Raw genomic sequence first — 20,627 nt, 5'->3', positions numbered from 1 at the left:
AGCTACAAAGTGGTTCTCTATTTTTTGAACAACTAAAAACATTAGTGAACCTGTTAATGCGGCTAATAGAAAAAAAGGGCTATTTGAAAAATCCAATAAAAATTCGAGTCCGATTCCAAGGATTATTCCGATACTTGAAAATATAGCAACCTTTTTCCTGGTAAAGACCGCTTTATTTGAATCGCGAATTATTATAAAAATAGCAATCAATCCTATAACATAACCAATGAAAGTTGCATACATTATAAAAAAGTAAAAGTAGTCAGATTGGTAGTGCGGATCAAATAAGTAAGTCAAAATCATGTATGCGGACACCGAAGAAATAATAGATGCAGAAGAACCTTTCAAATAATTGAGTACCATTTAACTTCTCTCCTCTAAACGATGTCATCTATTAGTCAGTATTACATGTTCATATCTAATTAATCGTTATTAAAAATGATGCTGTGCATGTGATAATTAGAGAAATTGCTAGTCCAATCTGATTTTTACTCATTTTTGAATTCTTTCGCGTTCCTATAAAAAGTGTAACAAGACCATAAAGTGTTCCACACGCAAAAACGAGGGACAAGATTATCTTTCACAAATGTCATTATTAGTAAAATTAAAATTTAAGTAAATCATGACATTATCATTGAACTATGTAAATGATTTTATCTGCTAAGTAGTTACTAGAAGAGAGGATTGTCTGTACTTTTATCTACAAACTTAAGTGCTTTAGTGCATGCTGAATAACCTCTTTTTTAATATTTTTTATTTTTAAAATAATACCTTGTATTATAGAGTAATATGAAATAAAGTAATATAAAGGGGTGTGAAAATGGAAATTAGTAAAGAGGTACTAAAAGGCCATATTGATACATTAATTCTTTCTCTTTTACAGGGCAGAGATATGTATGGCTATGAAATAGCTAAAATTGTCCGTGAAAAAAGTGGAGACCAATTCGAGTTAAAAGAAGGAACACTTTATTTATCTTTAAAGCGATTAGAAAAAAGTGAATGGATCACCTCTTACTGGGGCGATGAACAAGGACCAGGAGGAAGAAGGAAATATTACAAACTCACGCCTGTAGGTGAAAAAGGATTTGAAGAAAAACGTTCAGAATGGGAATTTGTAAAAAAACTGATGGACTTATTTTTAGAAAGGGGAGAATAGGATGAAACAAATAGAAGCGTATGTTGAGGAATTGTATCAAGGTGTCGGTGGAAACAAAAAAGAGATTAATGAATCAAAAAAAGAAATGAAAAGCCACTTATTAGAAGCTGTTCATGAGTTGAAACAAGAAGGAAAATCAGAAAAAGAAGCAATTCAACTTGCTATTGAACGTTTTGGTGGAGAACAAGAAATGCGTTCGGTAGTTGGTCAGTTATTTAAGGCACAACGAATATTTGCTAATTGGATTCTCTATTTAGCCATAACCGTTCTACTGTTAAGTATTGTGGCAGTCGGATTACTTTCTGCATACGAAAATGAAAATGCCTCTGAGAATTCCGAAGTTGCTTCAGCTGTACACGAAATTTTAACTAGTCAAGGTTCGCTAACCGATTCAATGAAAACTGAAATTGCTGCTTTAATCGATGGAACAGATCAAATTTCAAAAGTTGAAATCTATAACGTCAGTGGTGTAGGTGTAAATTCCGTATTTGACTACGTAGAGAGCGCAAAACCTGAGTATCAATACAGTAAATCTGTTTGGTCTCCAGATTGGCTACTAGCGAACTTTTACCCTTACGGAAGTGGTGGGGGGGATAAGTGGTATGTTCAAATGGAAACACGACTTATCGGCAGCTGGATGGGAATTATTTTATTTTCAGGATTAGCGGTCTATGCAACACTATTCACAATGTGGGCAACAATTAATGCCTATCATCACAAACGATTGAATATTGCCTGGATTATTGCTTTTGCTATTTTTAATGTAGTCGGTTATTTAGTTTATATTTTAGTAGGTAAGAGAAAAATGAGATATAACTAAAATTGTAAGCTTAGTGGTTAAGCACATATTACAATTTCGAATCTTATTTTGCATATAGTAAAATAAAACTCAGCAATCTTTATACTAAGGTGGCTGAGTTTTATTTTATATGTGAAATTCATGGAACCAATTTTGAACTCTAATTTTTATAAGCATTAAAAGATAGGTCTCTTTAAAATTGCCTAATTGGTTATAGATAAATCTATCTTAATCACGCCATTAGCTAAAATATCATTATACTTAGCCATTATATCAACAACTTCATCTATAGTCTTTTTTATAAATATACCACTAGCTTATGTAAATAGAGGAATGGCGATACTATTGTCATTTTGAGTAAAAATCTCGATTGATTTGACTTAATTCGATACACTTAAATATTTAATCGTAATTGCTAAAGCTCCCCATTCCTTTTCTTGCTCGGGGGTATATATCTCATACGTTCCATCTATCATTTCTTTTATCGTCCAGCCTTCGCAACCAAAATCTTTAAGGGGGATAATATTGTACATCGCTTCAAATGTATCGTAACTCTGAAAATCAATGACCTCTACCTTTAGAAGTTCGTCTTGCTTAGGAATCTTAATAAATTCTATTGCATCCCCAACTCTGATTTTTCTTCTCTTCTCATCGTTCAATCGAACTTCTATTATCTTTTTTCCTTCTTTAATATCCTGAAAGTATTCTCCGTATAAACCCATCTGATGCAGCACTTTACAACACCTCACTTTGTACTTTCTTTCTATAAACATATCACTTAATTATAGTAAATAGAGTAATGCCGTTATTACTGTCAGTTTCGCGCATGATCCTGCGCTTTTTTCACTTAATCGTTCTGTATTTATACCAAGAAACTATAATTATTTAAACCCATATGCCAGTAAGCTATAACATCGACAGCCCCATTTGTGGTTGCTATCCCTAAATATACTACTCGGTTATAAAAATAGAGGATTGTCAATATTTATCACACTATCGGACAAAAAATTGTTTACTTCACATACTCTATAGCCTTTTCGCTTTTAAAACTGCCTTCATCTCAACCATGAACCATGAAGGAAACAAACAAAAAAGAGTTACCAAAGGTGGTGTAGTACTCATCTTTGCCAACTCTTTTCTAAAATGTTTACTCAACAATCGTGCACGATGGCTGTAGACCACTACAAACTCTTTTGCCATCCGTTTATTCATATAAAATACAATGCTGTTGTGTATCAGGATCGAAGAACAAGATTAACAAATTTTGTTTTTGCTTCCGTGTAGGCCTCCCTATCAAGATGAAATTCTTTTGCTAGATTACTCTTGAGACGAGCATATTCATAAACTAGTTGTGGATTATCCCTTAATTTATCTCGGAAAAGTAATTGCTTTTCCCATCGGTTATCTCCCTTTAGCATTAAGTGAAGGTGGGCGACACGTTTATCGTTTTTTACCTTCACAAAAAACCTTCTCCAGTCTTTGTTATCTAAATCGGGAGGTACATAATGCCAATCATAGTTGGATAATAACGCAGAAATATCAGTAATCTGTTCAAATGAATCAACATCAGCCATTAAATCAATGATTGGTTTTGCAGGAAGATTAGGGATGGAAGTACTGCCTATGTGTATTACCTGACCTATCCTAAATCGAGAAAGGAGGTCATAAAGCTGATTTTCTTCTTGTTTCCCTTTTTCTAACCAAGTGGAATCTGGATCAGCTATTTCAATTGATTCTGTTGCCCAGACTGGCCAATTAGTTTGGTCTTCGTTTTTGCTCATAATTAACCTCCTAAATAAAATGAGTTTTCGGCTAATCCTAACATTTGTTAACCTTGGACAATTATTAATATTTAAAAGTCTTACCTATATTCCACAAAAGGGCTCGTTTCTTGAAGATTAACCTTTTTTAATTCATGAATATTCAATCTAACATGTCAATAAGCCATCACATCATTAAATCCATTCATACTTTCTTTTTATAAATATACCACTTGGTTACGAAAACAGAGGGTTATTAAAATTTAAGGGATCATTCCAAACACATTTAGATGTAGGGAAGCACCTAACTTCTTTTATAGAGAGAGTTTTGTTCACCGTCTTCGAAATACTGATTACGAAGATTTTAGGTGTTACCAATATTCAAACTAAATTTATGCAACACTAATGGTATAAAGCAGGCAAGTAAAAATGAAACCCTGCTGAATATGTAATAATTTACTAACAAATGATATTATATAAAAAAAGCCTCTTAGCGCGCTCTTACTAAAATGTGAATTGTTCCTAATTTTTTTAGTGGTAGATGTACATATTATTTATAATATGTTTTTTAAATTTGTACTATAGTTGAAGAAGGTGGAAGGCTATCTCCTTCTTCGACTAACACAACGATAGGCGGTGTACGATGGATTGCATCATTTGTGGTGAAGAAGTAGTAAATGAAAATGACCGGTTGCAAAAAAAAGTAAAAGATTATTTAAGAATAACCAACGAATTAGATGTAAAGCATCTTTGGATTAAACAATGGAAAATCTGTTATGACTGTAGTGAATCGTACACGAATGCCAGTCTTGTAAATAATTCTGAAGTTTTACAAAAGATAGAGGAACAGAAAAAGCGTAAAAAACAATTAGTAAAAGTTAAAAGAAAACAGGGACCTTCGGGAGTAGCACGAGCCCATTACATTGAAAAATATATTGATTACGCCACGTGTAAAGCAGAAGAAAAAGGTCGAAATATAGCTCAACCCCCTTACTTGAAAAATAGTCAACAATACGATGATGCGTATATTACATATGTGAAAAGCAGTACATCTACAGCTGTATTGATCGTCCGGGATAGGTTAAAGGATATAGACACAAAGGGCAAATGGATTGATGTAAGGCATATGGAGAAACGATTTTCGTCTCATTACGATGGGGATTTTTCTTTTATCATTGTAGAATTGTTTTCAAGAAAACAAAAACCAACTTATCCGAAGAAAATGGAAGGAGAGACTGATTCCGATTACAAAAATCGGATAGCGTACATTACTTGGCAAACCGCAACAGCTGACATAGATTATCAACGAACTCAAGGAATAAAAGGTGACGTATATATTGTATTGCCTCGTCTAAAGAACGAACATGAGCGCATGTACGATGAGCACTATATCTTATGGGATGATAAGCACCGTTACTTTAAGCGCGTCAGAGAAAGTAATCAATATGTAAGTATTTTAAAGCCCCCTAAATGGAGATATGATATCGTTGCTACACAAAAAATAAATCATCAACAGCTACGTTATATTGAGAAAAACTTGCATCAAATCATTGGCAAAACCCATAAAAAAAATGGCGTAACCCTTTCCATATTCAGTCCGCAAAAGAAAAAAGGGACTGCATCAAAATACGAAAAGGGAGCTAAAAGGAGGAAGAAAGGGATAGGAAAAACTGATCCGCGCCCCGTTTAATAGACAGTTTATAGAAAAGGTATCCTGCAGCTAGGTTACGATTGGATGACTTCGGTATTATGCCGGAGTCCTCTTTTTTAGTTTTGTAAATAATTCAAACTTAGATAATAGAGGATTGTCGATACATGTATTAAAAATTAGCTGGTCCAAAGCGTACTAAGTATCATTGCTAAATAAGCGCCTTTTATCTATGTGGAGTAACTATAGCTATAGAAAATAACTAGAACGTTTCCTTTAATTTCTGAATTTTTGAGTGAGAAAATGCATATACATTACCAAATATATCGATTTTATCTCCCTTTATACGCAGCGCGCAATCCTTATTCGACGCATAAATCTTCATTTCTACTGATAGGGAAGACAGTTCGCTTTGAACCAAGGCCATGTTATTTTCAAGGTCAAAGTGAGATAGAACGGAAAAATTGTCAAGACCAATTCCGTTGTAAAAGGCGTTTTCTTTAACTTGATAGCCAAAGTTTTTTGAGCATAACCATTTAGCCGACATATTAATCGCGCCAGCGCTTGCTCCAATCACAACGGCGTTACTTTTTCGGATGCATTCCGACATTCCGTAGGCCATTAAAAACTCATTTTGTTTAAGCGTATCGCCACCTAGTAAGAAAATGACGGAAGCGTTCTGAATCAAGGTATGAGCAGCTTCTTTTTTTATACCATGATTGATTAAATAGTAGTCATCAAATAAGATGCCAGCATGGTCAAGCCATGAACGTTCAACAGTACCATCTACTTTAGCGTCTAGTGGATTTGAGCTGATCATTACGAGTGATTTTCTATCCGTTATATCATCTCGCAACATTTGACTCAGTCGCTCAGGAAAAAAATCGGTAAACCAACCTAAATAATAATGAGTGTTCATAGATACCTCCGCATCAAAGTACAAGCTCTAGTAATTGACCAGCTTGCATCTTCTTTTCTAAAACGTTTACTCAACAACCGCATCCGTTTGTGGAAAGCGTTTTACCTTATAAATCTTGAGATAAACGAATCATATCTCTGCATTGAATACCGTTTTCAAAGATATTCTCAGAATAATGCCGAATAAAAAAATCCGTATCTATACCAATTATTCTAAATCCACATTTTTGGTAAAGAGCCAGTTGACCTACACTTGAATTTCCCGTTCCGATTTCAATTGTTTTATAACCTTTTGTTTTAGCTACTCTTATTGCATCCAAAACTAGTTGTTTGCCTATTCCCTTACCGTGCTGGTCTTCAATGACAGCAACATTCACAAGCTCTACTATCTGGGGTCTTGTTGGAAGTAAGACATAAACACCCATCTATTGATGTATTCTTCAACAATTTCACTCGAAGGATCAGCCAGTAATAATAATTCCATCGGGAGTTTTTCGCCTTTTCTCAATTTCCTTATATCCATTTTCATTCATCTAGATTCCTTCCAGTTATTTTTCAAGGCTCAGTAATATGGCTCGTTTGTTGAAGATTAATCTCTCTTAATCACAATATTATTTAATCCAACATGCCAATGAGCCATCACATCAATAACCCTCGTTGTAAATTCACACAAAAGAGCAACGTCTTTAACTTAATGCTCAATAACTATAAAAGTGTATTCTAAGTGATTTCTATTTCTTTCATTAAATGTTCAACGAGTAATGGCAATTCTTTCAAATCATCCACTGTGAAATCAGCATCAACATTCGTCCATTGACTATCGTTTTTCCAAATCCCTTTCATTCCAATGTTTTGTGCAGCCTTTACATCATTTTCAGGATGATCTCCAACAAATATACTGTGCTTTGGTGATACATCAAGTTTTCGCAAAGCTCGTTTAAAAATCTCCGGGTCTGGCTTTTTGATGCCTTCCCACTCAGATACTAAAATCATATCAAAATAGTTTTCAATTCCTAACGCCTTAATATTATCCATTTGGAATTGTCCATAACCGTTTGTGATCATACCGAGTAGAATGTTTTTACTTTTTAAATCTTCTAACATCTCAATTAACTGATCGAAGGGGACACAATGGAATTGAAACTCACGGATGTAATCTTGAAGCAATTCCTCCCAAGTGATCGTGAAAATAGTGAATTCTTGAGTTAATTGTCGATAGACCGTGTCTTTCCAAACGTACCCACGCTTATCGAGTTCGATAAATCGAGTCATGTATTGTTCTTTCGGGACGTGACCAACCCATTTCTTCAGTCGATCGTATTGATTGTCAATAAATGCTTTTACTGAAGCGTCTCGATTTAACAAAGTTCCATCAAAATCAAATAGGACAGCTTTTATCATCTTTTCAACTCCTATGACGAATTCTTCTTATAAATATACCATTCGGTTATGAAAACAGAGGATTGTCGAAACTATTTCATATCCAATCATTTATTACCGCTTAATCTATAGAAAATTTTGTCATATAAAAATACCCCGAAATTTAGAGTTCAAATCTAACTTTCGGGGTCCACTACCTAGCAACTCTTTTTCAAACGGTTACGTAACTATCGTACTCACGTATGGACAATAATAACCTAATCGAACTTGCCACCTTGGATATACTTATATAGTTCACGCAATTGCCATTCTCTTTCTTCTCTTGCCTTTTTCAGATCATTATTAAAAGCATGGTTAATTGTCTTAATCGCATAATCCGTAGCTACCATTGCATGGCCTCTCATATGACCAACCCCGATGGCTTGCCCAATAGCCCTTGCCGCAGCCCTGGCTGTTTCTTCTTTACATTGTCTGGCGACTTGATGGACTTTAAAACCAGCTTGTCTAACTTGATGTACTGTTGCCTCATCTTTTTGCCAGAGTTTATTTACTTTAATTGCATTTAGTATTTTTGCATCTTGAGGAAATTCTTGTTCGAGATAAGGAAGTATATGCTCTGCGACACTAATTGCCCATTTAGCCAGTTCTATTTGATCAAGTAGTTCAGTGTTTTCCACTATTTCATTTCGTAATTCTGCATCATCAACAATTTTGATTTTGGATTTACTTTCCATAAAGATCCCCCTAGCTTTGCTTTGTAAAGATAGGTCTCTTTAAAATTGCCTAATTGGTTATAGATAAATCTATCTTAATCATGCCATTAGCTAAAATATCATTTTACTTAGCCATTATATCAACAACTTCATCTATAGTCTTTTTTCATAAATATACCACTAGCTTATGTAAATAGAGGATTGTCTATATTTAATAATAAAAGTTAAAAAAACCGATTTTGTGAAAAATTGATCTATCCTACTTGACGGTTACACCAACGTTCTAACATTATAATTGTTAAATAAATTCAAATGGTTTAAAGTTAGAAAAACACCTAAAGGAGAATGGATCATGTTAAATTCAGATTTGGATATACGCTTAGAACCACGCCTTAAAGAATTGTATCAATTACATAAAGAACGTTCTGCAAATATTGATTGGAGCTATCACGAATTTATACCATGGGACAAGGCCATGTCCTTTAAACGAGTTCCTTGGGAGGAGAGTCAAGTAACGCTTCCAGAAGGTGTAGTTATTGCGGTAGAAACAGCATTACTTACAGAAGTTAATTTACCTTGGTATACTTCGCATTTGGATTATACATTTAAAAATTCAATGGAAGTCATAAATGATTTCGTACGCACTTGGACGGCTGAAGAAGACCAGCACTCTAACTTACTGGAAACGTATTTATTGGTGACACGAAACGTAGATCCCGTAAGATTGCATCAATTAAGAAAACGAGTAGTTGAAAGTGGTTGGTTTCCAGACTTCACGAATCCTCTAGCAACAATGGCCTATACTACTTTGCAAGAGTTAGCTACACTCGTTTTTTATAACAATGTAGCTAAGGTAGCGGGTCTTTACGACAAAGATTTAGCAACATTACTTCGACGTGTAGCGAAAGACGAAGCACTTCATTATGCATTCTATCGCGACACAGTGAAAGCCCATCTTGAACTTGATCCGAATTTCATTGTTTTTTTTGAGAAAGTAATTATTAATTTCTCTATGCCAGGCGCAGTTATGCCAGACTTTAAGGATAGAATGAAAACCATTGCCATAGATACGAATTATGGACCACTGCAATACTTTGACCAAGTATTAGATGTCGTTATAAAATATTGGGATATTGCCAACTTGCAGCCTACTAGCGAAGATGCCAAACAATCACAAGCGAATATATTGAAATATCATGGGCGTTTAAAAAGAATCAAAGAGCGTCAGGAAAAAAATAAAAGGTAGTTGTATGAAAGGATTTTTTTATAATGAAAACAACTTGCGAAATATGTGGAAAAGAAACGAAAGATAAAGTAAGTTATTTGGAACTTGAAACGTGGGAATTTAATTTTTCAAAGAAGGAGAATAAAGACTTTTACTCTATTTGTTTTAATTGTTTTGATAAACATACGAATAATTTCATTGATAAAGAAATGGATCTTGAATTGAGAAAAAAACGTTCTCTTTTGGTGAATAGAGAGGTCCAAGAAGAAATCGAGGCTATTCTTGAAATCGAAAATTAATTACTCAGCTATATTTATTGAGCCTAAGTTGAAAGCATATGAGCAATAAGAGGATACAAGAGTCGGAAAAAGGAAAGCCATCTTCTTTGGGAGGGTGGCTTTTTACGTTCTAAAATATTGATATAGAAAACAGAGGATTGTCGATACCAGTAGAATAAAAAAGTTCAAGTAATTATGAACCGCACCTATTTAGCTCAGTGAATCTATCTAAGCAAGATCAAGATAGAAGACGAGTGAAATTCAGCTATTTTTTGGATAGAATAATGCATCCTATGGTAGTATAAATAAATTATAGTTAGGAGGGGTTGGATGGAAAATAAATCAGCGTGGCTACTTATTGCAATTGGCGCTTCGCTATGGGGTGTTATCGGAGTTTTTGTCACCTACCTTTATGAAGTAGGGTTTACGCCACTTGAAGTTGTCGCTGTGCGTGTGTTAACAGCTTCCATCTTTATGGTTCCTTATGTTTTGATGAAAAATCGACAGTTGTTCAAAATAAAGGTGAAGGATTCTAGGTATTTCATAGGTACCGGTATTATTAGTATTGTTCTCTTTAACTGGTGTTTGTTTAGTTCGATGAGAGAGTCTTCTATTTCGATTGCTTTTATTTTGCTGTATACAGCCCCGGCATTCGTGACGATTTTATCGCGAATCGTCTTTAAAGAAGCATTAACCGCTCGCAAACTCACAGCCCTCCTCATTACGTTAATAGGATGTTCTCTTGTTATTGGAACATTTTCTAGTTCTACCGCATCAATTTCACTTTATGGATTAATCCTTGGACTCGGATCAGGATTTTTCTATGCCCTTTACAGCATATTTGGAAAAGCAGCCCTATCAAAATATGACTCGTTAACCGTTACGGTATACACGTTTCTTTTCGCTACAGTTGCCATTGTTCCTTTTAGTGGATTAGGTTCGAAACTTTCTACTTTGACGGATTTAAAAGTACTTGGACTGGTAATCGGACTTGGCTTTCTTTCGACCATGCTGCCATTTATTTTCTACACAAAAGGTCTTCAATTTGTCGAGTCAAGCCGCGCCTCAATTATTGCAACGATTGAACCAGTCGTCGCTTCGGTCGTAGGGTTCTTTATCTTTAATGAAACGTTATCAACGTGGCAATACCTCGGCATGATCATGGTGATCAGCTCGGTCATTATTGTACAGGAATCCAAGAAACAAAAATCAAAGCTCGCGCACCAATATGACCAGGCGGGAGTGTAAATTCGTTACACATACTCTTTACTAACCAATAGGGGGGATCTAATGAAGTTTATAATGCTATTTGGTCCTCAAGCTGTCGGCAAGATGACCATCGGACATGAACTTGAAAAAAGCACTTCGTTAAAATTGTTTCACAATCATATGACCATTGAACTGTTGCATCCTTTGTTTGAGTTTGGTGATGAAACGTGGCGGCTTTCAACCCTGTTTCGTCAAGAAATTTTCAAATCTTTCGCCAAAAGTAAGGAAGAAGGCATGATTTTCACCTATGTATGGGCTTTTGATTGCCAAGAGGATTGGGATTTTGTCGAACAAACACGGTCGATTTTTGAAGCGGTCGGAGGAGAAGTTTATTTTGTTGAACTAGAAGCGGAAATCACCGAACGTATGGAGCGGAATCGCTCGGCGCATCGCCTTGAACACAAACCCACAAAGCGAAACACCAAAGCATCTGAACTTGAATTGATCGAGTCGATGAATACATATCGGTTAAACTCGTTGCCAAACGAAATTCAAGAACCGAATTATATACGGATTGATAATACATATCTAAGTCCCAAAAGCGTTGCGGTGAAGATTAAAGATTATTTTAACTTGTAAAATGCGTGGAAAAACTTTCGACTGTTTGAAAGCAGAAAGAGATTTTATATAAGGAGGTAGTTGTATTGTTAACGTATCCTGTTTCTACTACTCGTAGTGAAAAATTAGACATGATCGCTGTATTAAAAGAACGGTTGTTGGCAGCTTACGGGGAGCAGCTACTAGCCATCGGCGTATATGGCTCTATAGCGTTAGAAACTGAAGGTCTGTATTCAGATATTGAAATGCATGTGGTGACAAAAGAGTATCATCGATTAGAAGATCTTGAATTTATTTACGACAAGTTCAAAATCGAAATAGGTTTTCATGACAAGCAGGCGTTTTTTGAGAAAGCCAAAAAGATTGATGATGCTTGGGCGATTAAAGCAGGAGCGTTTATCCATGTTTTACCCGTATACGATCCTACAAACCTGTTTGATCAAGTGAAAAGCTTGCCTTTTGAAGGGTTGAGTTCATCTGCTCACCGTGTTATGAAAGAATTCATGGTGGGAGAGCCATACGAGACCATGGCAAAAATTCGTAATAGTTATCATAGCGGCAACCACAACTACATCCCGCTTGGCGCAAACGATTTGGTATGGGAAACAGCCAAGTTAATCGGTCTTGCAAACCATACATACTACAGTACAAGAGCGAAGACTTACGAAGAATCCATACAGATAGAGTCCGTGCCTTCTGGTTACAAAGAAATTGTGCAGCACGTGAAAAATGGACAGCTGACAGATACGGAAACGGTTTACCAGCTTTGTGAAAGTTTATGGACTGGGTTAAATGATTGGATGGAGTCATTGGGCTTAAATTACCGACTCAATAAACTTCCATTTTAGTGTAGGAGCGGGAAGACGCTTTTAAACTTATTTGTATCTTAAAACGGAGGAGCTTATAAAATGCATATACGCAATTCAGCCAAAGCCGTGATACAAAAAGAAGGTCACGTGTTACTGACAAAAAACATAGACGCAGAAGGCATCTTTTATTTGTTTCCTGGTGGGGGACAAGAGCACGGGGAAGTATTAGTCCAAACCATTAAACGAGAATGCTTAGAAGAAATAGGGTACCAAGTTACAGTGGGAGAACTGTTACATATACGCGAATACATAGGTAAAAATCATGAACATGCGCATGATCGAGACTTTCACCAAATTGAGTTTTATTTTGTTTGTACAATCGATGCTCAAGCGGTAGAAATGCAAGTTCCGTCTAATCCTGATTCTCATCAAATAGGCATGGAGTGGGTAGCGATCCCAAACTTACATGAGTACCGTATTTATCCAAAAGGAATTCGGTTGCCAATCCAGCAATTTGCGGATAATAAAAAAACCGCTGCGTATTTAGGGGATATTAATTAAAGTAAAAAGAGCGATATGGTTTTTTTATTATAAATGTAGTTATCTACTTAAGGATTTAATTGCAAATTCAAAATAAAGCCATTAAATCAACAAGAAAAGAACCAAAAACAATATTAATACAATAATTCTAGTTGAATAAAATCACTTCCCCTTAGCGTAAGACGTGCGAAAGAGGTAGGAACCTTTGCACTAGCTACTGCCACCAATCATAAAAATGCTGTATAGTAATGGAGGATATATATAGAAGTGAAAGGTGTTAGTAAGATATGATGCAAAACCCGAAAGGAAGAAAACGACTAGGTCTTGCATTGATTCTCAGCATGCTCGGGATTTTAGCTCCGCTGAATATTGATATGTATTTGCCGGCTTTTCCAGCAATCGCTGATGAACTCGATGCGCACGTCTCACTAGTGCAGCTTAGTTTGACTGCGTGTTTAATCGGACTCGCTGCTGGGCAAATCGTCGTTGGTCCATTTAGTGACGCGGTAGGGAGACGGAAGCCTCTCATTATCTCCGTTATTTTGTTTGCGCTGTCGTCCGTGCTTTGTGCTGTTGCCCCGAATATTGAGACCCTAGTTGCGGCTCGCTTTGTCCAAGGATTTACCGCATCGGGTGGTGTGGTGTTATCAAGAGCGGTTGTTAGTGACGTGTTTACTGGACGAGAAATGACGAAGTTTTTTGCGTTGTTAATGGTGATTAACGCAGTAGCTCCAATGGCTGCACCGATTGCAGGTGGCGCGATACTAGCTTTGCCATTTGCCGGTTGGGAAACGATTTTTTATTTTCTTGGCTTGCTAGGTATGATTATGGTAATCGTGGTGATATTGCGCTTACCGGAAACTTTGCCTCCTGAACAACGTGTGCCAAGCTCCATCAGACATTCGGTTCGGACAATGGCCAGTTTGTTTAAAGAACGCCCTTATATTGGTTACGCCTTAGTCGTCGGCTTAATCCATGGTGGCAGTTTTGCCTATGTTGCGGGGACGCCTTTTGTCTATCAAGAGATTTACGGCGTTTCGCCTCAAACTTTTAGTGTGTTGTTTGGCATTAACGGAATCGCCATGATTCTTGGTAGTTTTATCATTGGGAAGTTTGGCGGCATTGTTTCCGAGCATCGTTTGTTGCAAGGAGCGGTCATTGTGGCAGTGAGTGCTACGTTTGTACTGTTGATTATGACGATCATTCAAGGACCTCTGGCATCACTTGTGATTTCAATTTTTATTTACATGATTGCGATTGGGATGATCTTTACGAGTTCGTTTACGTTAGCGATGAAAGGGCAGGGGCATAGAGCAGGAAGTGCGAGTGCCGTTGTTGGGATGTTGCCTTTAGTTGTTGGATCGCTCGTGTCACCGCTCGTCGGAATCAATGAAACTTCAGCGGTTCCAATGGGCGCTATTTTATTTGGAACATCTGTACTCGGAACGATTGCCTTTTTCTTTTTAACTGGGCATCGACAGCAAGTTGAATAATAATGAGAACCAAGAGCAGAGGAAAGCTTTCTCGCTCTTGTTTTTTTATTTGGTATATCGAAATTTATGCCTCGTTACTCGTCGTTGCACTTGCTGCGATTATTTATTTTGTGTGGAGCTTGATTGATCGAAAGCGTGAAGAAACGTTTTACCGAGACTATGATAAAAATCGCAAACACCCGTAAATGGAAAGACTCTTTTGTTGCTACTCGCAATTTAAAGCGTCTTTTTTGTTTACCATTTCCTAACGCGAGGTATAAGGAACAAATAAGCTTGTGTCAATAGTAGAGAGCGAGGGATATTCATGTTCGACAAAACAGCAGGGAATTATGTCACTGAATTGCTGAAAGAGTGGAAAGTAAATCACATTTACGGGATGCCCGGAGACTCGATCAATGAATTGATGGAAGAATTGCGAAAAGAAGAAAGCATTCGTTTTATCCAAGTTCGGCACGAAGAAACCGGTGCATTAGCAGCAGCCGCTTATTCCAAATTGACGGGAAACATCGGCGTTTGCTTATCTATTGCAGGTCCCGGAGCGGTTCATCTGTTAAACGGGCTATACGATGCGCAAAAAGACAAAACACCCATGCTAGCCATCATTGGACAAGTCGATAGTCAGTTGGTCGGAACAGATACGTTTCAAGAGCTTAAAATGGATTCTCTGTTTGAGGAAGTTGCTGTTTATAATCGGCACGTTCAGCGCGCAGAACAACTACCGGATATGCTGAATCAAGCGATTCGTACTGCCTACGCTGAAAAAGGACCTGCAGTACTGATTGTTTCAGGTGATTTGTTTAGCACAAAAATTAAATATGAAAAACCACTTACGTCCGCTATTTTTTCTAAACCGAATATACGAGCTTCTGAAGAAGACTTACAAGACGCATTAAAATTGCTAAATGCTGCGAAAAAACCCGTGATATTGGCCGGTAAAGGGGCAAAAGGTGGAACAGCGGAAGTATTGGCATTGGCCGAAAAGCTGAAAGCGCCATTAATTGCTTCTTTTCCAGCGAAAGGCATCATACCGGACAACCACCCACATAATTTCGGTCAATTGGGGAAGTTGGGGACTGATCCGGCTGAACAGGCTATGCAAGAAACAGACTTACTGATCCTAGCAGGTACTGCTTTTCCATACCGAGATTATTTGCCTGCAGATGTACCTGCTATTCAAATTGATACAGATCCGAAAGTAATCGGTAAGTATTATCCTGTGTCGCTTGGACTAGTGGGTGAACTGGCACCAACTGCTACTTGGTTGACTGCCAGAGTAATAGAAAAAGAAGATGCCTTCCTTTTAACGTACCAGCAAAAGCGTGAACGGTGGCATGACACGTTGCAACAGGACATGAATACAGAAACTCAGCAATTGCAGCCGCAGCAAGTCATAGCGGAAGTGCAACGCATTTTACAAGAGGACGCCATCGTCTCACTCGATGTTGGCAGTATTACGTTATGGGCAGCACGCTATTTGCAACTAAACAATCAACAACTCGTAGTGTCGGCGTGGCTCGGGACGATGGGGTGTGGCCTTCCGGGTGCCATTGCAGGGAAACTGGCCTATCCGGACAAGCAAGTTGTAGCTATACTCGGGGATGGCGGCTTTTCAATGGGCATGCAAGACTTTGTCACGGCAGTTAAGTACGACTTACCGATGATTCTCGTCGTTTTTAATAACCAAAAACTCCAATTGATTGAACACGAACAACAAGAAATGGGCAACAAGGCTTCCCAAGTCGACTTAGCAAATATCGACTTTGCCGTCTTTGCTCGTGCTTGCGGTGGAGAAGGGTATACCGCTAAAAACAGGGGCGAACTGAGACAAGCGTTGACACAAGCGAAAGTTAGCCGGAAACCGGTAATTATCGATGTGTTTGTAGAAGACAGCACACCGCCTTCTTAAATCCAAAACAAAAAAGCGGAACGAATAAAATCGTCCGCTTTTTTGTTTTGGTTATTTTTTATATACCGTAGTCAAATCGTGCATTTCTGCAGGCAAGGGACGTCCAAAATAATAACCTTGGCCTTCATCGCATTTTTTGCCTTGTAAAAAGCCTAATTGTGTATCGTCTTCAATGCCTTCTGCAACAACTGTCATATTTAAAGTATGTGCCAGTGCAATGATGGTAGCTGTAATGGCTTTGCCGTTTAGGTCATTGCTGATGTCCCCAACAAAACTGCGATCAATTTTGATGCGGTCAAATGAAAATTGCCGTAAATAACTAAGTGACGTAAAGCCTGTACCAAAATCATCAATCGACATCGATACACCTAGTTTTTTTAACTGGTGTAAACTGCTTTTCAGCAGTTCTGTATCAACCAACAAAATGCTTTCCGTTACTTCGAGTTCCAGCCATTTGGCGTTTAGTCCGGTTTCTTTCAGAATTCCAATAACGGTCTGTACAAAATCGAGTTGTTGCAATTGGATCGTTGAGATGTTGACACAGATTTTAATGGGCGGATGACCTTGATCTTGCCACGCTTTATTTTGTGCGCATGCTGTATAGAGAACCCATCTGCCCAGTGATACGATTTGGCCAGTTTCTTCAGAAATCGGAATAAAGAAATCCGGTGGGATAAAGCCGAGTTCCGGGTGGTTCCAGCGAATTAATGCTTCCATGGCACTTAATCGATTATTTTCCAAATCGATGATGGGCTGATAATGAAGAGACATTTCTTGTTTGGCGAGAGCTGATTTCAACTCTCTTTCAATGGTTAGTCGATAAGCCGATTGTTGGTCCAGTTCTTCAGAGTAAACCGTATATTGTGCGATTTTGTGTTTTTTCGTGTAGTTCATCGCGGAGTCCGCTTTCTTGATTAGCTCATCTACACTTTCATCGGGACCGCTGCTAAACGCTATCCCGATACTCCCAGTAATGGAGACCGAATGTCCAAAGGCTTCAAAAGGTTTGGCTAATGCGTCATTAAATCGCGCTGCTAGTTGGAAAACTTGAGGTTGTTCCAATCCTTTCAGCAAAACTGCAAATTCATCGCCCGCAAATCGTCCCACCGTACAACTTGGATCAATACTTTCGGATAACCGGTGCGCAACATCTTTTAAAAATTCATCGCCGAACTGATGGCCGAACGAATCGTTGATCAACTTAAATCGATCTAAATTAATGAAAAACACAGCAAGTTTCTTTTCGTTGTAGTCTTTGCTTTCTATCGCCCGTTTTACATGATCTTCAAACAAGGTACGGTTTGGCAAACGCGTCAGGGGATCGAAAAAACCCATACCTTCCATCAGCTTTTTATAGTCTGTTTCAACAGTGATGTCTTTCGCAATTCCATAAGCACCTACAATGTTGCCACCTGACTTCATAGGGAAATTGGTTACCAGCAGGGTTCTTGTTTCCCCATCTTTTCGAATCATGCTAATTTCATAAGTACTCGCATTTCCATTTAATGCGTTGTGAAAATGAAAAAAGGCTTTTGGTAAATCTTCTGAAACGATAAAGGGAGTAAAAGACAGTTGCAATATTTCTTCCTTGGTGTAACCCGAAATTATTTCGCACCCCGGGTTGGCTGATTGAAAATTTCCTTCCACATCAAAAGTAAATATTGCATCTGGGTTATAGGTAAAGAGCGAATCAAGTCGTTCTTCTTTTTCTTTTAATTTTAGATTGGCTGTTACTTCAGCTGTAATGTCGATCACAGTGCCAAACAGCACGTTTTTACCTTGCCACTTCTTTTTAGTGGAATGGATTTCAACATGAAGCAATTGACCATCACTTCTGTAAATTCTTACACGGTAACGTGCAAAAGCATCTTTACTATCATACTCAGTAAATATTCGTTTTTGAATAACGGATAAATCTTCTGGGTGAATTAAGTCTTCTAAAGTAACTGTGCCATTTAAAATTTCCTTCTCCTGATAGCCCACTAATTTGCAGAAATGTGGATTTACGTAGGAGTAAGTTGAACCATTTAGTACATACAGACTGATGGGAATTTGTTGAACAATGTCATCAAACAAATCCTCGTACAACAATTCAGTTGGTAATGGCAATCTTTTGTGTATGGAGGTGTCCGCGTTGTTATTGTCATTCTTCACAAATCTGGTCTCCTTGTCATCCGAAATTTTCTACCATCTTCTCGGTAGCATCACACATCAATATGTATATATGTTAAGTATAATAAAGTAATTTTCAAACTAATACCATTTATATTTTAAATTATCTAATTTTATCAATACTAGCTGTGTTATTTGCTGTTTACCCGATATTGCCTCGGTGTAACACCCACAACAGCCTTAAATGCTGCTTGAAACTGTGTATTGCTTTTGTATCCGATTTTTACAGCGATTTTCGAGACGGAACTATCACTTGTACGTAATAAGTGTTTTGCCGTAGTGATACGACAAGAGATGATGTATTGGAGCGGACTCATGCCGGTAATTTCTTTAAAAAGACGTGCTAATTGGTATTTAGTTAGGTTAAATCGAGTAGCGAGCTCTGCTAACGTTAGTGGTTTCGAATGGTTTTCCTCCATATAGTGTTTTACTTCTTGAATCGTTTCTTCCGAATTTAAGTAGTTGTGTGATTCTTGTCGACCCGCAGAGCGATAAACGTGTAACAAAATAGAACTTATCACGTGATGCGTCATTTGTTTAGAATCTTTTCGGGGAAACTGTTTTTCTTGTTGCAAGTGGATAAAGAGTGTTTTTAAAGTGTCTATTCTATCAATTGGAATAACAGGGGGGAACTCAGCATAATGTGTAGGGTCTACCGGACAAAAGCTAAGTCGGTACCCACAATGCTTGTCAGATGCAGTATAGAGTTGCTCATGCCATGATCCTGCTTGAATAAAAAGAACTGTTCCTGCGGGGGCTGTATACACTTGGCCGTCAATTTTACATTGAACTGTTCCTGATAATACTAAAAGCATCTCAACTGTATCGGCGTGGCGGTGGAGCGGGACGTGCTGTGATGTTCCGTACGGCACAGAAAAAGATTGTATGCTGTGAAATAAGAAAGAATCCGGGGCTAGAGTCAAACTAATCGCTCATTTCTTTTTCTTTTATCATAACAAGAATCAATAAGAAAATCTGTATAATACCGGTAATACTAGAGATAATTCCGATTGCTCGAACAAGAATTAATAGGAAATAAAAAATACGAGAAGTTACATGTCGAAAAGCCAAGCAAAATAATTAGAGGTATGAATATTCTGATAATTAAACTAAAATAAACATAAACAGACTTTAAAAAAAGAAAGAAGGTTGAGTATGATGAAGCAATTATGGATTAATTTACCTGTTCATGATTTAAATCGTTCAAAGGAGTTTTTTAGGAGCATTGGCGTACCAATCATGGAAAATCGTCATGAGACAGATCAAATGGTGGGTTTAGTAGTAGGTAATCCACAAGTGCAGATTATGTTATTTCCAGATGAGCAATTTAAAAGGTTTACGCAAAACGACTTAACGGACACAAACGAGTCGACAGAAGTATTGTTTTCAATCTCAGTAGATACTAAAGAGGAACTTGATGAGACGATCGGAAAAGTGAAACAAGCAGGTGGATTTGTGTTTAGTGAGCCAACAGAGCGTAATGGATTGTACGGCGCAGGATTTGCAGATTTGGATGGACATCGGTGGAATTTGCTGGTGATGTAGTTTAACGAAGATTATTAGTTTACAGCTATTTAAATACGTGACCGTGGTTATTTGTATTTAGGTAAAACGAAATTTTAAAATAAATCTTACGGAAGAATTTTTAGAAATAAAATTCTTCCGTAATTAAATTTGCTGAGCGAAAATGAAAATTAGTAACAGCAATACATAGAAAACCACACACAAATCGCTAACCATAGAATTTAGCTTAAAATGACGTAAAAACGCTTAAAATCCGGTTTTGTCTCACTGTCTTAAGTATACTTATTGAGTGAAACACTACTTCCGATAATTTATATTATGTCTACTTAAATTAAATTTTACTAAAAGAACACTTTTTATCTCAACCTCTCCTCTTAGCTTAGTTCATCTATTAGCGTTTTTATATGTATAAGTAGTTAAAGAATTTTATAGCCGTATTAGATCTACATCAATCAATATAAAAAACTGCACCTGTTCTT

At 37.3% G+C, this 20,627-nt stretch carries 20 protein-coding genes and 1 pseudogene; 13 read left to right on the top strand and 8 right to left on the bottom strand.

All coding sequences use genetic code 11. The annotated features are described in order from the left end of the window. Positions 1-820 precede the first annotated feature (820 nt). Both MLE13_RS13020 and MLE13_RS13015 read left to right on the top strand, forming a co-directional pair. Positions 821-1,156: a PadR family transcriptional regulator gene (locus tag MLE13_RS13020; protein ID WP_240750110.1), complete on the top strand. Its 336-nt coding sequence runs from the start codon at positions 821-823 to the stop codon at positions 1,154-1,156. A 1-nt stretch (position 1,157) separates the two neighbouring features. Then, positions 1,158-1,976 carry a permease prefix domain 1-containing protein gene (locus MLE13_RS13015; protein WP_240750109.1) on the top strand — a complete coding sequence of 273 codons (819 nt, stop codon included), beginning with the start codon at positions 1,158-1,160 and terminating at the stop codon, positions 1,974-1,976. A gap of 359 nt (positions 1,977-2,335) precedes the next feature. Here MLE13_RS13015 and MLE13_RS13010 read toward each other — a convergent pair whose 3' ends face one another. Both MLE13_RS13010 and MLE13_RS13005 read right to left on the bottom strand, forming a co-directional pair. Further along, positions 2,336-2,689: an ASCH domain-containing protein gene (locus MLE13_RS13010; protein WP_240750108.1), complete on the bottom strand. Its 354-nt coding sequence runs from the start codon at positions 2,687-2,689 to the stop codon at positions 2,336-2,338. Positions 2,690-3,190: 501 nt separating this feature from the next. Continuing rightward, the gene (locus MLE13_RS13005; RefSeq protein WP_240750107.1) at positions 3,191-3,736 is read right to left on the bottom strand and encodes a GrpB family protein; all 546 of its coding nucleotides are present in this window, start codon (positions 3,734-3,736) and stop codon (positions 3,191-3,193) included. A gap of 622 nt (positions 3,737-4,358) precedes the next feature. Here MLE13_RS13005 and MLE13_RS13000 point away from each other — a divergent pair. Then, positions 4,359-5,405, top strand: a complete 1,047-nt coding sequence (locus MLE13_RS13000; RefSeq protein ID WP_240750106.1) for a hypothetical protein — start codon at positions 4,359-4,361, stop codon at positions 5,403-5,405. Between the two features lie 220 nt (positions 5,406-5,625). Here MLE13_RS13000 and MLE13_RS12995 read toward each other — a convergent pair whose 3' ends face one another. The 4 genes and pseudogenes from MLE13_RS12995 to MLE13_RS12980 all read right to left on the bottom strand — a co-directional run bounded on the left by MLE13_RS12995 (position 5,626) and on the right by MLE13_RS12980 (position 8,395). Further along, positions 5,626-6,282, bottom strand: coding sequence for a Type 1 glutamine amidotransferase-like domain-containing protein (locus tag MLE13_RS12995; protein ID WP_240750105.1), 657 nt, complete (start codon positions 6,280-6,282; stop codon positions 5,626-5,628). Positions 6,283-6,388: 106 nt separating this feature from the next. Further along, a pseudogene (locus MLE13_RS12990) lies at positions 6,389-6,804 on the bottom strand (GNAT family N-acetyltransferase). A gap of 197 nt (positions 6,805-7,001) precedes the next feature. Continuing rightward, positions 7,002-7,682 (bottom strand): HAD family hydrolase, encoded by a 681-nt coding sequence (locus tag MLE13_RS12985; protein ID WP_240750104.1) that lies wholly within the window; start codon positions 7,680-7,682, stop codon positions 7,002-7,004. Between the two features lie 236 nt (positions 7,683-7,918). After that, a complete protein-coding gene (locus MLE13_RS12980; protein ID WP_240750103.1) occupies positions 7,919-8,395 on the bottom strand; it encodes a putative immunity protein in 477 nt (158 codons plus the stop codon). 331 nt (positions 8,396-8,726) lie between these two features. Here MLE13_RS12980 and MLE13_RS12975 point away from each other — a divergent pair, with 331 nt between their 5' ends. The 9 genes from MLE13_RS12975 (at position 8,727) to MLE13_RS12935 (ending at position 16,452) form a co-directional block, all read left to right on the top strand. Further along, a complete protein-coding gene (locus MLE13_RS12975) occupies positions 8,727-9,620 on the top strand; it encodes an acyl-ACP desaturase (protein ID WP_058385095.1) in 894 nt (297 codons plus the stop codon). 23 nt (positions 9,621-9,643) lie between these two features. Next, on the top strand, positions 9,644-9,898 hold the full coding sequence (locus tag MLE13_RS12970) for a hypothetical protein (protein WP_240750102.1): 255 nt from the start codon (positions 9,644-9,646) through the stop codon (positions 9,896-9,898). A 309-nt stretch (positions 9,899-10,207) separates the two neighbouring features. Beyond that, positions 10,208-11,125: a DMT family transporter gene (locus tag MLE13_RS12965; RefSeq protein ID WP_240750101.1), complete on the top strand. Its 918-nt coding sequence runs from the start codon at positions 10,208-10,210 to the stop codon at positions 11,123-11,125. A 42-nt stretch (positions 11,126-11,167) separates the two neighbouring features. After that, a complete protein-coding gene (locus tag MLE13_RS12960) occupies positions 11,168-11,725 on the top strand; it encodes an AAA family ATPase (RefSeq protein WP_240750100.1) in 558 nt (185 codons plus the stop codon). A 65-nt stretch (positions 11,726-11,790) separates the two neighbouring features. After that, positions 11,791-12,552 (top strand): kanamycin nucleotidyltransferase C-terminal domain-containing protein, encoded by a 762-nt coding sequence (locus MLE13_RS12955; protein ID WP_240750099.1) that lies wholly within the window; start codon positions 11,791-11,793, stop codon positions 12,550-12,552. 60 nt (positions 12,553-12,612) lie between these two features. Continuing rightward, on the top strand, positions 12,613-13,074 hold the full coding sequence (locus MLE13_RS12950; protein WP_240750098.1) for an NUDIX domain-containing protein: 462 nt from the start codon (positions 12,613-12,615) through the stop codon (positions 13,072-13,074). Positions 13,075-13,340: 266 nt separating this feature from the next. Further along, positions 13,341-14,546 (top strand): Bcr/CflA family efflux MFS transporter, encoded by a 1,206-nt coding sequence (locus MLE13_RS12945; protein ID WP_240750097.1) that lies wholly within the window; start codon positions 13,341-13,343, stop codon positions 14,544-14,546. Between the two features lie 2 nt (positions 14,547-14,548). After that, positions 14,549-14,731, top strand: a complete 183-nt coding sequence (locus MLE13_RS12940) for a hypothetical protein (RefSeq protein ID WP_240750096.1) — start codon at positions 14,549-14,551, stop codon at positions 14,729-14,731. Between the two features lie 119 nt (positions 14,732-14,850). Beyond that, positions 14,851-16,452, top strand: a complete 1,602-nt coding sequence (locus MLE13_RS12935) for a pyruvate oxidase (RefSeq protein ID WP_240750095.1) — start codon at positions 14,851-14,853, stop codon at positions 16,450-16,452. Between the two features lie 51 nt (positions 16,453-16,503). Here the strand turns inward: MLE13_RS12935 and MLE13_RS12930 are convergent, their stop codons facing one another. Together MLE13_RS12930 and MLE13_RS12925 are read right to left on the bottom strand one after the other, a co-directional pair. Further along, positions 16,504-18,606 (bottom strand): sensor domain-containing protein, encoded by a 2,103-nt coding sequence (locus MLE13_RS12930; RefSeq protein ID WP_240750094.1) that lies wholly within the window; start codon positions 18,604-18,606, stop codon positions 16,504-16,506. Positions 18,607-18,755: 149 nt separating this feature from the next. After that, positions 18,756-19,547: an AraC family transcriptional regulator gene (locus MLE13_RS12925; RefSeq protein ID WP_240750093.1), complete on the bottom strand. Its 792-nt coding sequence runs from the start codon at positions 19,545-19,547 to the stop codon at positions 18,756-18,758. A 232-nt stretch (positions 19,548-19,779) separates the two neighbouring features. Between MLE13_RS12925 and MLE13_RS12920 the strand changes: the two genes are divergently transcribed. Further along, the gene (locus tag MLE13_RS12920) at positions 19,780-20,169 is read left to right on the top strand and encodes a VOC family protein (RefSeq protein WP_346429171.1); all 390 of its coding nucleotides are present in this window, start codon (positions 19,780-19,782) and stop codon (positions 20,167-20,169) included. Positions 20,170-20,627 lie beyond the last annotated feature (458 nt).

Origin of the sequence: Planococcus halocryophilus (assembly GCF_022489025.1) — a bacterium.
Classification (GTDB): Bacteria; Bacillota; Bacilli; order Bacillales_A; family Planococcaceae; genus Planococcus; species Planococcus halocryophilus_A.
The sequence above is the reverse complement of the archived record's forward strand: the minus strand, read 5'-3'. Positions and strand labels throughout refer to the sequence as shown.